Source organism: Sorangium sp. So ce836 (genome assembly GCF_028553905.1).
GTDB lineage: Bacteria > Myxococcota_A > Polyangia > Polyangiales > Polyangiaceae > Sorangium > Sorangium cellulosum_D.
Genome location: NZ_CP102233.1, coordinates 9,275,550 through 9,288,367, shown reverse-complemented (window position 1 = coordinate 9,288,367; position 12,818 = coordinate 9,275,550). Strand labels below are relative to the sequence as shown.

Here is a 12,818-nt window from a genome sequence, read left to right as displayed (position 1 = left end):
GCAACATCTTGGAGAGCTTACCTTGTCCCCGTTCGGCGCTTACGCTACTTGATGGATGCCACCTTCAGGGGTGGCCGGACATCGGCAGGGTAAGCGGGCAAACTCGACGCGGCGCTCCTTGCTTGACACGAGACCCAGGACTCCTTCACCAGGAGAGCGAGATGTACGTCCCGACGACGGCGATCCGGCCTCAGCTCGATATTCGCGCGCAAGCGCCCGTGCCGACGAAGCACGGTGTCTTTCAGATGCTCGTGTTCCACTGGGGGGGAGCGACGAACCCCGAGCAGGGGCTATCTCCCGACCACGTCGCGCTGATCATGGGTGACGTGCGCGGCAAGTCGGACGTCACGCTGCGCGTGCACTCCGAGTGCCTCACGAGCGAGGTGTTCGGCTCGCTGAAGTGCGACTGCCGCGAGCAGCTCGAGGCGGCCCAGGCGGAGATCGGCCGCCGCGGGCTCGGCGTCGTGCTCTACCTCCGGCAGGAGGGGCGCGGCATCGGGCTCGCCAACAAGATCCGCGCCTACCAGCTGCAGGCGTTCGGCCACGACACGGTCGACGCGAACCGCATCCTCGGGCTGCCCGACGACGCGCGTGGCTACGAGCCCGCGGCCGCGATGATCGATCACCTCGGCATCGAGTCGATCCGGCTCCTCACGAACAACCCCGACAAGGTGGAGGGGCTCCGCGCCCTCGGCGTGCGCATCTCGTCGCGCTCGCCGGCCGTCGTCCCGGCGAACCCGTTCTCCGCGCCGTACCTCGAGGCGAAGCGCCTCCGGATGGGCCACGCCCTCCCGTCGCTGCGCGACGGCGCGCCGGCCAGCGGCGCCGCGGCCAGCGGCGCCGCGGCCAGCGACGCCGAGTAGCCCGAAGGCCCGGCGCGACCCCTCGCTCGCGGAGCGGGCGGGGAGGCCGCGCCGCCGCGCCCGCTACTTCTTCGCCGCGTCCTTCAGCCGCGCCTTCAGCTTCCCGGCGTAGCCCTCCTTGTTCTCCTGCTTCACCCGGCCGATCGCCAGCGCGTCCTCCGGCACGTCGCGGGTCACGGTGGTGCCCGTCGCCACGTAGGCGCCCGCGCCGATCTTCACCGGCGCGACGATCTGCGAGTCGCTGCCGATGAACGCGCCGGGGCCGATCTCGGTCCGGTGCTTCCGGAAGCCGTCGTAGTTGCAGAAGATCGTCCCGGCACCGACGTTCGCGCCCTCGCCGATGTCGCCGTCGCCGAGGTAGGCGAGGTGGTTCGCCTTCGCGCCCTTGCGGACCACCGTCTTCTTGGTCTCGACGAAGTTGCCGATGTGCGCGTCGGCCTCGATCTGGCTGTCCGGGCGGAGGTGCGAGAACGGCCCGATCTGCGCGCCGGCGCCGATCGACGACTGCGACGCGACCGTGTACGGCTTCACCGAGGCGCCCGCCTCGACGACAACGTCCGTGAGCACCGAGCCCACGTCGACGCGGGCGCCCGCGCCGATCCGCGTCTTTCCCCGCAGCACCGCCGCGTGCTCGATCACCGCGTCCGGCTCGACGACCACGCCGGCGTCGACGCGGGCGCTCGTCCGGATCGTGACGCCGCTCCGGCGCAGGCCGTCGGCGATGCGGCCGTAGAGCACCTCCTCGGCGGCGGCGAGCTGCGCGCGGTCGTTGATGCCCACGAGCGAGCCGACGTCCCTCGCCACGACCACCGCGGCGCCGCCGGCCTTCGCCGCCTGCGCGACGATGTCGGTCAGGTAGAGCTCGCCCTGCGCGTTGTCGGTCGTGAGCCCCGCGAGCGCGCGCTCGAGGAAGGCGCCGCGGGCGAGGTACACGCCGGGGTTGACCTCGGTGATCGCGCGCTCCTCCGGGCTCGCGTCCTTGTGCTCGCGGATGCCGACCACGCGCCCCGCGCCGTCGCGCAGGATCCGGCCGTAGCCCGTCGGATCGGCGACCTGCGCGGTGAGCATCGCCATCGGCGCGTCGCCCGCGCCGTCGAGCGCCCCGCGGAGCTGCGCGAGCTGCTCCGGATCGAGCAGCGGCGTGTCGCCGCACAGGATCAGGACCGCCTCGGCGGTCGCCTGGAGGTGCGGCATGGCGCATCGCACCGCGTCGCCGGTGCCGCGCTGCTGGGGCTGGAGCGCGGTGCGGACGTTCTTTCCCTGGGCGCCGAACGCCCTGTCCAGATACGCGGAGACCTCGTCGCGGCCGTGGCCGACGACGACCACGACGTCCGAGGCGCCGGCGGCGAGGGCCGCGTCGACGACGTAGTGGATCATCGGCCGGCCGCAGAGCTCGTGGAGCACCTTCGGTCGGGCGCTCTTCATCCGAGTCCCTTGTCCGGCAGCGAGAACGACAGCGGTGAGCGGGGTGGGTTGGGCGGTCGCCATCGCCACGCAGCCTATCACCCTCCGCCCCGCCGCCGTCCCCATCGCCGCGCGGCGAGCCTGGAAAACGCGTACTATGTCCTCGCCGCCCTCACCCGCGCGGGCAGGAAGCCCTACGCCCCTTCAGCGGAATCGTCTACCCTCGCGGCGTCTCGGGGAGGTTTCCTCATGCGCACGCGTACGCTGCGTTCCTCGGCCGCTGGTGTGCTTCGGCTGGCTTCGCTCGTCGCGTCCGGCGCGGTGGCCGCTTCCTGTCACGAGCCGCTCGACACGGCGCGGAGGGCGCCCCCCAAGGCGACGCTGGGCGACGACGTCTTCGGCGTGCTCTGCGACCGCGTGGGGGCGTCGAGCCTCTACGAGGACCACACGGGCGCCTCGTACCAGCGCGTCTGCCATTACGACAGCGCGGGCGTTTACCTGGACGAGGTCGACGTCTCGCTGCTGCCGCCCGTCTCCGGCGAGCGGGCGGAGCGGGCGCGCAGGCTCGGCGTGGCCAAGGTCGAGGCCATGGCCCGGTGGCGCAAGGACCTCGTGCGCGCCGTCAACGCCGCGGTCCCGGACGTCGAGATCGACAACGTCGCGGCCGGCGAGGGGGGCGGCAAGATCCGGCTGCACGACGCCTTCCTGAGCCTGTCGCAGACGATCGCGCCGCTCTACGAGGCGAACCCGTTCGATCCGAGCCCGGAGGCCAGGGCCGTCCTGCCGGCGTCGACGCACGGGATGGGGCGGCTCCTCGACGCGCTCATCCACGGCAGCGAGGCGAGCGCGACCCGGCTCGAGGGGGAGGAGAAGGCGCGGCGAGAGCGGGCGCCGATCGACTGCGACCGGGGAGCGGAGGGGGAGGGGGGCGCGATCCCCTGTGCGCTCTCCAGGATCTGGGGGCGCCAGGGATATCGCTCGGCGGACGTGGGGCTCGGCGCGATGCGCGCGGCGCTCGCGTACCCGGGCCTGCGCCCGATGACCGTGGCGGCGCTCGACGCGATCGGCCCCGGCGGCCCGGGGGCGCCCGCGCTCCAGGCGCTCTTCGCGGCCGGCAAGCGCGAGCTGGCCGCGCTCTCGCCGGAGGAGCGGGCGCCGCTCTCGGTCGACGCGCCCACCGCCCAGCCGAACCGCCCGCGCACGCTCCTGGAGCTCGCGCAGGCGGCGCTGCTCGCCGAGGACGACGCGTTCGCCTCGCCGCCGTCGAGCTTCGTCGCCCGCCGCGACCGCCGCGGGTGGGTCCTCCCCCAGGGCGGCGGGGTCCCCGCGCCGTTCGTCGACGCCGACGGGGACGGGCTCGCCGACGTCGACGCCTCCGGCAGGTTCGTCGACGAGCGCGGCGAGCCGCTCGCGATCGACCCGCCGTTCGCCATCCCCGGCGTCACCTCGCCGCCGCGGGACGACTTCGGGCGCCTCTCGCCGGAGCTCTACGCCTACGTCGACACCGAAAGGACGCTCCTCGGCGCTGCGCTGCGCGCGATCGTGCCGCTCGTCGACGGGACCCGGTACGCGGGCAAGGGCGACCCCGAGCCGTGGAAGACCGAGCACGAAGGGCTCATGTACGCCCTCGCCGGCTCGACCCTGCTCTTCGGCGACCGCGAGGAGGCCTGCTACGACTTCCGGACCGACACGGTCTTGCCGGCGGACCCGACGTGCGAGGAGCGCGATGGCCGCCTGTCGTACCGTCGCTTCCGCGGCGAGGATTCGCCGCTCGCCGACCTCGCGCACGCGGTCGGCCAGGTGGTCGCCGACAAGGACTCGGACGTCTTCCTCCTCACGCTGATCGATCTGCTCGAGAACCACGAGGCGGAGCTCGCCCGCATGATGGGCGCGGCGCTGCGCATCCGCGACCTCGCCCGCCAGCACGACCGGCTGGCCGCCGAGGGCAAGGAGGCGGCGGCGCGGATCGACGGCGAGGCGCCGCTCTGGGACGAGGTGGCGGCGGTGCTCGACCGGGCCGTCGAGCAGCCGGGGCTCGTGGAGCGCCTCGTCGAGGCGCTCGCGAGCGACGCGCTCCTCGCCCCGCACGGCAGGGCGAAGCACGCGGGCGACGCGATCGCGGCGATGCTCAGGTACCGCGATCAGTACGCGTACGACCCGGAGGACCTGAACGGCCAGGCGATCAACCTCACGGTCGGGGCGCCGTCGACGTCCGATCCGAAGACGCCGGTGGACCCGACGAAGCCGAAGGTCGGCGACAACCGCTCGGCCATGGAGCGGCTGATGCACCTCATGCACGACACCGCCGGCGTGAGGCAGTGCAACAAGCGGGACACGGAGCTGAGCGTGTTCGGCGTCTCGGTGTCCTGCCCCGGGTGCGACGCGCCGTGCGAGCTGTTCCAGATCGACGACCTGGCGGCCTTCTACCTCGACTCCCTCCTCCCCGAGGGGCACGCCAAGAAGGCAGAGCTCAAGATCAAGCCCTCGGTCCTCTCGGCCGTCATTCCCGATTCGGTGCTCGAGTTCTCCAGCGGCATCGACGGCTTGACGAGCCACCCCACGCCGGCCGCGCTCAGCCGGCTCATCTACTTCGGGGCCGATTCGGACGAGTTCCCGAACCTCGTCGATCTCGACCCGCTGCGCGAGCTGACCAACGAGACGACGAACGATTTCATCTCGGGGACGCTCGAGCCGGCCGGCACCATTCACTGCCCGAAGAACGAGCTGGGCGTGAACGAGTGCAGCTCCCCGGAGAACCTGATCCGGATCCGCCACCCGGGGACGACCTTCCTCATCGAGCGGCTCGGGCTCGGCGCTTACCTGAGCCCCATCGTGGCGGCGTTCGCCGAGGTCGCCCCGGACAGCACCGGGGAGGAGATCCTGATCGATCTCTTCAGCACGGCGTACCGGCACTGGCCGGGCAAGGAGCACGGGCCGGAGTGCATCAAGGCCGGCTCGCCGGCCACCAACACCGCGTACTGCTCGGAGGCGGGGGCCAACACGTACGAGCCGCTCATGGCCGACGCGCTCCAGGCCGACGACGTCCTGGCGTCGTCGGTGGCGTTCGCCCGGACGCTGGCCGACCGGTCGGCCCCGGTGACGGTGCAGCGCGGCCCCGGGGCCGCGGCAAGTCCCCCGCAGACCTGGACGAAGGCGCAGGCGATCGAGAAGCTCGCGCGGATCTTCTTCAGCACCCGCTACGCGGCCAACGTGGGGATGGTCGACCGCCGGGGAAAGAAGCGCGCGACGTGGGCCGACGGCCGGACCCAGGATCAGCTCACCGGGTTCACCCTGCTCGCCGACGCGCTGAACGGCATCGACGCCCGCTTCGCGCAGAGCGCCGCGCGCGACGCCGCGGCGCGGAAGGGCCAGTGGAAGCGGGCCACGAGCGAGCTCGTCGACGCGCTCCTCGCCGTCGAGGGGTCAGGGCCGGAGACCCGGTTCAAGAACCGCGCGCTCCCGAGGATGGGCGCCGTCGCCCTGCGCGTCCTCCGCGAGCAGCTGAACGCGCGCTGCCCCGATCGCGAGAGGACGGGGCGGTGCGCCTGGGCCAAGGAGGAGCTCGGCGCGAAGGTGAGCGACCTCGTGAGCCACCCGCTGTTCGCCGCCGCGGTCGACGTGTCGGAGGCGATCCGCGCCCACGAGCCGGCGCGGCGGGAGCTCGAGCGGTTCCTCACCTACCTGCTCGACCCCGGCGCCGGCGACACCCCGCCCCGCGCGCTGCTGGCGGCGCTGGCCGACGTCCTGCAGCTGCTCGGCGACGAGGACACCCTGGTCCCGGTCCTGAAGGCCGCGTCGACCGCGCTGACCCCGGCGGGCGACCGCGGCGGCCCGGGCGCGGCCGACGCGGGGCTCACGGCGCTCAAGGCGCTCAACGACGACCGGTACGACCGGTACCACGCGATGGATCACGTCCTCCCCGCGCTCGTGACGCCGATGAAGGACGACGGCCGCGCCCCGCTCGAGGTGTTCGTCGACGCGTTCGCGGACGTGCACCGCGTGGAGGCCGCGAGCGGCGAACCGCTGGCGGCGGAGGACTACCGGCAGGTCCTTGTCTCGCTCCGGGACTTCCTCACCGACGAGACCCGCGGGCTCGAGCAGATCTACGCCATCCTCCGGAAGCGGCCCGTCGAGTGAGCCGCGCGCACGAGACCCCGATCCGCGCCGCGCTCGCCGCGGCGTCCGCCGCCGGAGCGCTCGCGCTGCTCCCGGGGGACGCCGGCGCTGCCGGGCTGTACTTCACCGATCGCGGCGTCCGCCCGCTGTCCCGCGGCGGCGCGTACATCGCCGGCGGCGACGATCTCGGAGCGATCGCCTACAACCCCGCGGGCGTCTTCGAGGCCGGCACGCAGATCCTGATCGACGCCGGGCTCTTCGAGTGGCGCAGCGAGCACACGCGCCAGGCGATCGTGCGGCAGGTCGACCCGAACACCGGCGAGCCGACGGGCGCGAGCTTCGTGCAGACGATGGAGCCCGTGACCGGCAGCGCGCCGGTGCTGCCGATCCCCACGCTCGGCGCGTCGTTCCGGGTCGATCCGCGGTGGGTCGTCTGGGGCGGCGTGTGGACGCCGTACGCGGCCCTCTCCAGCTACCCGGAGCAGGTGAAGGGCGCGCCGGCGCCGCAGCGGTATGCGCTGCTCACCCTCGAGGGCTCGGCGCTCGCGTTCGTCGGGGTCGGCGCGGCGTACGCGCCGTCGCCCAGGTGGCGCCTCGGCGCGGGGATCGGCGCGGTGGTCGGCACGTTCAACAGCCGCGTGATCGTCTCCGGGTGCGTCCCGGAGCGGATGTTCTGCGCGCCCGAGGATCCGGAGTGGGACATCCAGTCCGAGCTCACCGTCGGCCCGATCGTGGCGCCGACGGGCCAGCTCGGGGCGCTCTTCATCCCGACCCCGGCGTGGCGCATCGGCCTGGCCTTCCAGCTGCCCGCCTGGGTGCGCGCGCCCGCCACCTTCAGGGCGCGGCTCCCCGCGGCGCCCGTCTTCGAGCGCGCCGTCCAGGAGGGCGAGGACGCCGACGTCTCGTTCGATCTGCCCTGGATCCTCCGCGCCGGCGTGGAGGCGCGGCCCGTTACCGACCTGCGCGTGGAGCTCGGGGTCGGCGTCGAGGGGTGGGGCATGCACGACGAGGTCGCCGTCGAGCCCGACGGGGTGGTGCTCCGGAACGTCGCCGGCTTTCCCGAGGAGTTCCGCGTGCCTCCGGTCGTGCTCCCGCGGCGGTTCGAGGCGTCGCTCTCGGCGAGGGTCGGGGGCGAGTACGCGTTCGAGGCCGCCGGCAAGCGGTGGGCGCTGCGCGCCGGCGTGAGCCTCGAGCAGAGCGCGGTCCCGCCCGAGTACGTGTCGGTCCTCACGATCGACGCGACGAAGGTGACGACGGCGCTCGGCCTGGGCGTGCACCTCGGTCGATGGCGCCTCGACGCGACCTACGCGCATGTCTTCGCCGCGGACGTGCGGGTCGATCCGAGGGAGGCGCGGCTCCCGCAGATGAGCCCGGTGCAGGGCAATCCGCCGGAGAACCCGAACATGATCAACGGCGGCGTGTACAGCGTCCGCGCGAACGTGGTCGGGCTCGGGGTGGCGTACACGTTCGAGGACGCGGCGGGCGAGCCGAAGGCGCGATGAGGCGGCGAGCGCTGCGCGCCCAGCGGATCTCCGCGCGTCGCGCGGGCCCGGCGTCGCCTTCAGGCCGCCGCGGGGACGGCGGCCTGAAGGCCAGATCTGCTTGCGCGAGCGCGGGCGGCGGCGCTAGACGGCCCGCAGCTCGCGCAGGCGCTCCGTGAGCCGGGGCTCGTCCAGCCAGCTCAGGTCCTTGTCCACGCTCGTCTCGATGTGGTTGCTGACCTGCTTGCTCACCGTGCTGCGCAGCAGGCCGAGGAAGTGCGGCGGCGCGATGAGCACCAGCGAGTCGTAGGCGTGCTCGTTGAGACCCTTCTCCAGCACCTCCGCGAGCTCCTGGGCGAACTTCTGCTTCTCGACCTCCTTGGGATCGGTGTCGGGCGCCGCGCCGGGCCGGCCGAGGTACGTGCCGCCCCCGCCGCCGCTGATGTTGCCGTTCCCGCCCGGGGTGCCGTTCGGCTTCCGCCCGTGCGCGTCGGCCATCAGATCCCGCACGCGCGCCCGGCTCTCGTCATGACTGTAGGACTCGAGCAGGGTAAAGCCCTTGCCCGCAGGCTCTTCACGATAGAGCTGGGCACGGCTTGCGTCGGAGACCAAGATCCACGTCTTCCGTGCTGCCTTGCTTGCCATAAGCCTCCACAGGGAATCAACGCTTCCCTTGGGTTACGTTAAAGACCGACCCCCTCCATCGCAAGCGGCCGGAGAGCCCAAACCGACGAGATTCGACCGGATTGCACGCGAGGGCGCCGGATCGAGCAGGCTCATCCACCTTCCTGTGCGCGAATTCGAGGAGAACGGGAGAGGGCGAGAGCTGCTCAGGAGGTCGTTGAGCGCGAAATACGGTGTTCGGTGTACGAGTCGAGGTCGCAGCAGGCGGCTCGGGTTCTCGCGCGACAGCGGTGCTCGCCCTCACGCTGCGCGCCGGCCGCGGCCCCGACCCGCACCGCCCGCCCGAAGTTCGGCCGGGGATGGTCGGACTTCGGCGGCTTCGCGGCGGCTTCGCGCGGGCGGCCTCAGCCTTGGTTGCTTGGGGCTCCGTCCTGCTCCGCACCCCGGCGTCCGCTTCGCCGCCGCAGCTCCGCGCACCAGCAATCTCCGGCGGGGCTGCTCGGTCTGGCGCCAGCACCGGAGGGACGAGCAGGGGTTGGACGGGGCGCGCGGGCAGGACAGATGCGGAGATCCGCGAGGGCGAGCCAGGTCGGCGCGGTTCGCTACGCCCTTGGATCTGCCGCGGCCCGGGCACCGCCGGCCGCTGGCAGCGCAGCGGGCCGATGACGCGTCGCGCTCGGTCATCGACCTGCGAGGTGCGAGTAACCCTGGGACTGAACAGAGGTCGCCCCAACATTACCGGGTCAGCGTGCCTCGAGCCAGGGTGCTCAGCTCGTCTTGATCGTGAGCTCGTTGCCGCGCCCCGCCTCGAACGGGAGCGACTGGGAGAGATAGCCGTTCTGCGGGTTGCGCACGTAGTCGATGTAGCCCGAGGCCTGCTCGAACGCGTTCTCGCCGATGATGATCGCGCCCGGCCTCAGATGCGGCTCGAGCAGCTTGAGGACGTCGAGATAAAGGGTGAAGGCGCCGTCGAGCAACACCATGTCGATGTCGCCGGCGACACCAGACTTGAGGGTCTCTCGAGCATCGCCGACCCGGAGCTCGACGATCTCGGACAGCCCGGCGGCGGCGACGTTCGCCCGCGCCCGCTCGACTTTGCTGGGCACGAGGTCGGTCCCGATCACGCGGCCGCCGCCCATGTCGCGCAGCGCGGCGGCCAGATAGATCGTGGAGATCCCCATCGAGGACCCGAACTCCACGATGCGCTTGGCCTTGCAGGCGCGGGCGCACATATAGAGGAAACGTCCAAACTCCGGGGAGACATTGAGGAAATTCTCCGCGAACCCGTGATACGTGCCTTTCAGATCGTCGGCTTCGTCCTTGACGACTTGGGTGATCATCTCTTCTCGGGTGGCCGCCTCGCTCACGGCGATGGCGGCGAGCGGCGCGTCGGCCGCCTCCGCTTCCTGATGAAGACGCTCGAGGACCTCTGCGACCTGGCCGTTGCTGATTGAATTCATATCGACGATTCCTTTCCTTCTGAATGCCGAGCGAGCCGCGCGGGCGCGAAGGGGGCGCGCGAAGCTGCGGGACGGCGTCTGCCAGGACGCCCTTCGCGACCCTCATGCCCATGCCCGATGGGTACCGTTTGACAACCGAGTCGTCCAAGACAATATTGGGCTCGGTCTGAGACCTTTTTAGCATCGATGAAGGGCTGCGGCCCGCCCTGGGATCGAGGAGCAAGCCGATGGAACTCCGCCACCTGCGCTACTTCATCGCCATCGCCGAGGAGGAGAGCTTCAGGCGCGCGGCGGAGAAGCTGCACGTATCACAGTCGCCGTTGAGCCGTCAGATGCAGCAGCTCGAAGAGGAGATCGGCGCGGAGCTCTTCGCGCCGTCGGGGCGCGGCGTGAAGCTCACGCCCGCCGGGCGGCTGCTCCTGGACAGAGCGAAGGCGATCCTCTCCGGCGTGGACGCTGCGGCGAAAGAGGTGAGGGAGACGGCCGAAGGCCAGATCGGAACCGTCACGATCGGCTTCGAGAGCGGCTCTGGGTATGTAGGCCCGCTGTCGACGATCCTCACGCGGTTTCGGAAGCTGGCGCCTCGAGTGAATGTGGAGCTCGTGCCCATGAGCAGCGCCCAGCAGTGGGACGCCTTGCGCGCGGGGCAGATCTCGCTCGGCTACGGGAACTACGTCCCGGATGACTCGTCGCTCGAGAGCGTCGTGCTCTCCCGGCATCGCCTGGGGATCGTCGTGCCGAAGCAGCACCCTCTGGCGACCGCATCCATGATCAACGTCAAGGACTTGGCGACCGAGCCCATGCTGATGGATCCGCGGAAGAGCAACCCTCGCTTGTATGACGACATCATCGCCGCCGTCCGCGCGCGCGGCGTGACCCTGCACGTGGCTTCGGAGATCCTCGACGGAGAAGCCCTGTTGACGCTCGTGGCGAGCGGCTACGGATTGACCTTCGGCGCGGAACCCGCGGCTCGTTTCCTCGCGGTCGGCACCGCGGTCTGGAGGCCGGTCAGCGATCTCGGTTTGGAGATTCGCGACATCGCGATGTGGCGGCCCGACGCGCAGTCTCTCCTGCTGAGGCCGCTCATCGACTTGGTGCGTGAATCCGGCGCCGCTCCTCGCGATCGGGAGGTGGGGCTGCGCAGGCATGAGCGCGAGCGCCAGCGGCGGCCGCGACGCGGGTAGGTGCGGTGAGCAGCGCCAGCGAGATGGAGGCCCCCGGGCGCCATGCTGAGCGCGTTCATCGACGGGTGGAGCCCGCGCCCGCCGCCAGGTCGTCGAGCGATCGCCGTCGCTTCGAGGCCTCACGACGGTTGACAGCCGCCTCGCGCGTGGTGCATGCTGTGCGGCGATGACGTCCTCGAGCACGCGCAGCCTCTTCGCACGAACGGCGTTCGTGCAGGCTGCTGTGTGCGCAGACGTCGCGGCGCTCGCCATCGCCATTTCGATGCCCATTCGATGCGAGGTGCGAGCCCGTTCCTGAGTGATAGCAACCAGCGAACAGGCCCCGCACCTCGGCACGAGGGAGCGGGGCTTTTTCGTATCCAGTCTCCGCCTTCGTCGCCGTCGTCGGGGCCTCCGTCCGAGGCCCCATGAACAGCGATCGAATCCAACGTGGAACGGGCCGCGCGCCTGCACGCGCGATGCTCCGAGGAGCAGGGCTGCCGCTCGCGGCCGACATCGTCGCAGCGCCGGGGGTCCAGCCCGGCGTCCTGGCGGTGCGCGCGCGCGTCGAGGGCGCTCGCGCGACAGGCGCGCTCGCGCGGCGGCTCGCGAAGCTGCACGACGTGCGGCGCGCGGAGGTGCGGCCATGACCCCGCGGATGCCGTGCATCACGGACGTCGCCGCAGCAGCAGCCCGCCTCCGTCCGCTGCTCGCGCCGACGCCGCTCGTGCGTTCGGAGCGCTTCGACGGCTGGCTGAAGCTCGAGGCCCTTCAGGTCACGGGCTCGTACAAGGTCCGCGGCGCGCTCAACGCCATGCTCGTCGCGCTCGCTGGCGGCGATCGGCGGCCTGTCGTCGCCGCGTCCGCCGGCAATCATGCCCGCGGCATGGCATGGGCCGCGCGTCGCCTCGGGCTCGAGGCGCATGCCGTCGTGCCGGTCACCGCGCCGCGCACGAAGGTCCTCGGCGCCGAGATGCTCGGCGCGAGCGTGATCCGCTCCGGCGATTCGTACGAGGACGCGCTCGAGCACGCGCGGGCGCTCGCGGCGCGCCACGACTGGCGGTTCCTCCCAGCGTTCGACGACCCTGACGTGATCGCGGGCCAGGGGACCGTCGGCTGGGAGCTCGAGGCGTCGCCCGACGTCGTGCTCGTGCCGATCGGCGGCGGCGGCCTCGCCTCCGGCGTCGGCCTCGCGATGCGCGAGCGAGGCGTTCGCGTCGTCGGCGTTCAGGTCGAAGGCGTCGACGCCATGGCCCGCGCGCTCGACGGCCGCCCGGAGCTCGCGAACGTGCCCGCGACGATCGCGGACGGTGTGCGCGTGCGCGCGGCCGGCGAGCTGACGCGGCGGATCTGCGCCGAGGTGCTCGACGATGTCGTGACCGTGCCGGAGTCCGAGCTCCGCGACGTCGTCGTCGAGCTCGCCGCGTTCGACCGTGTCGTCGCGGAGGGCGCGGGCGCGCTCGCGTGCGCCGCGCTCGGTCGGGTGAAAGGGCGGCGGAAGATCGCGGTCGTGTCCGGCGGCAACATCGATCTCGCGACCCTGGCGGTGCTCGCCGGCGACGCCGCTCGCGCGCGACCCGCCGGCACGACTCTGCCGTCTGGCGCGGAGCGTGCGGCGCTGGGGAAGCCCGAGCTCGAAGCAGCCAAACAACCGCTGCAAAGCTACCAAGAATAACCCAGATTGGCCCTCCTCCCGGACGCTGGCAC

At 72.0% G+C, this 12,818-nt stretch carries 9 protein-coding genes; 6 read left to right on the top strand and 3 right to left on the bottom strand.

Annotated features, from left to right (window positions below; translation table 11 throughout):
* Positions 1-161 precede the first annotated feature (161 nt).
* Complete coding sequence (gene ribA, locus NQZ70_RS33615) at positions 162-863, top strand: GTP cyclohydrolase II (protein ID WP_129577886.1); 702 nt, start codon at positions 162-164, stop codon at positions 861-863.
* A gap of 63 nt (positions 864-926) precedes the next feature.
* Here the strand turns inward: ribA and glmU are convergent, their stop codons facing one another.
* Positions 927-2,288: a bifunctional UDP-N-acetylglucosamine diphosphorylase/glucosamine-1-phosphate N-acetyltransferase GlmU gene (gene glmU, locus NQZ70_RS33610; protein ID WP_237244272.1), complete on the bottom strand. Its 1,362-nt coding sequence runs from the start codon at positions 2,286-2,288 to the stop codon at positions 927-929.
* 228 nt (positions 2,289-2,516) lie between these two features.
* On the opposite strand from glmU, the gene NQZ70_RS33605 reads away from it, so the two are divergent.
* Both NQZ70_RS33605 and NQZ70_RS33600 read left to right on the top strand, forming a co-directional pair.
* Positions 2,517-6,404, top strand: a complete 3,888-nt coding sequence (locus tag NQZ70_RS33605; RefSeq protein WP_165374305.1) for a hypothetical protein — start codon at positions 2,517-2,519, stop codon at positions 6,402-6,404.
* Positions 6,401-7,885, top strand: coding sequence for an OmpP1/FadL family transporter (locus NQZ70_RS33600; RefSeq protein WP_129577884.1), 1,485 nt, complete (start codon positions 6,401-6,403; stop codon positions 7,883-7,885). The genes NQZ70_RS33605 and NQZ70_RS33600 overlap by 4 nt, the downstream gene beginning before the upstream one ends.
* A gap of 123 nt (positions 7,886-8,008) precedes the next feature.
* On the opposite strand, the gene NQZ70_RS33595 is transcribed toward NQZ70_RS33600, so the two are convergent.
* A complete protein-coding gene (locus tag NQZ70_RS33595; RefSeq protein WP_207217560.1) occupies positions 8,009-8,476 on the bottom strand; it encodes a host attachment protein in 468 nt (155 codons plus the stop codon).
* Between the two features lie 779 nt (positions 8,477-9,255).
* A complete protein-coding gene (locus NQZ70_RS33590) occupies positions 9,256-9,948 on the bottom strand; it encodes an O-methyltransferase (protein WP_129577882.1) in 693 nt (230 codons plus the stop codon).
* A 227-nt stretch (positions 9,949-10,175) separates the two neighbouring features.
* Between NQZ70_RS33590 and NQZ70_RS33585 the strand changes: the two genes are divergently transcribed.
* The 3 genes from NQZ70_RS33585 to NQZ70_RS33575 all read left to right on the top strand — a co-directional run bounded on the left by NQZ70_RS33585 (position 10,176) and on the right by NQZ70_RS33575 (position 12,786).
* A complete protein-coding gene (locus NQZ70_RS33585; RefSeq protein ID WP_129577881.1) occupies positions 10,176-11,132 on the top strand; it encodes a LysR family transcriptional regulator in 957 nt (318 codons plus the stop codon).
* Positions 11,133-11,590: 458 nt separating this feature from the next.
* Positions 11,591-11,761 (top strand): hypothetical protein, encoded by a 171-nt coding sequence (locus NQZ70_RS33580; RefSeq protein WP_165374304.1) that lies wholly within the window; start codon positions 11,591-11,593, stop codon positions 11,759-11,761.
* Positions 11,758-12,786, top strand: a complete 1,029-nt coding sequence (locus tag NQZ70_RS33575) for a pyridoxal-phosphate dependent enzyme (protein WP_129577880.1) — start codon at positions 11,758-11,760, stop codon at positions 12,784-12,786. Before NQZ70_RS33580 ends, NQZ70_RS33575 begins: the two co-directional genes overlap by 4 nt.
* The last annotated feature ends 32 nt before the right edge of the window (positions 12,787-12,818 follow it).

What these genes read in the sequence shown, in the direction of transcription:
- glmU (WP_237244272.1), bottom strand. Translation starts at nt 2,288, where the DNA reads ATGAAGAGCGCCCGACCGAAGGTGCTCCACGAGCTCTGCGGCCGGCCG.
- NQZ70_RS33590 (WP_129577882.1), bottom strand. Translation starts at nt 9,948, where the DNA reads ATGAATTCAATCAGCAACGGCCAGGTCGCAGAGGTCCTCGAGCGTCTT.
- NQZ70_RS33585 (WP_129577881.1), top strand. Translation starts at nt 10,176, where the DNA reads ATGGAACTCCGCCACCTGCGCTACTTCATCGCCATCGCCGAGGAGGAG.
- NQZ70_RS33575 (WP_129577880.1), top strand. Translation starts at nt 11,758, where the DNA reads ATGACCCCGCGGATGCCGTGCATCACGGACGTCGCCGCAGCAGCAGCC.
- NQZ70_RS33580 (WP_165374304.1), top strand. Translation starts at nt 11,591, where the DNA reads ATGCTCCGAGGAGCAGGGCTGCCGCTCGCGGCCGACATCGTCGCAGCG.
- NQZ70_RS33605 (WP_165374305.1), top strand. Translation starts at nt 2,517, where the DNA reads ATGCGCACGCGTACGCTGCGTTCCTCGGCCGCTGGTGTGCTTCGGCTG.
- ribA (WP_129577886.1), top strand. Translation starts at nt 162, where the DNA reads ATGTACGTCCCGACGACGGCGATCCGGCCTCAGCTCGATATTCGCGCG.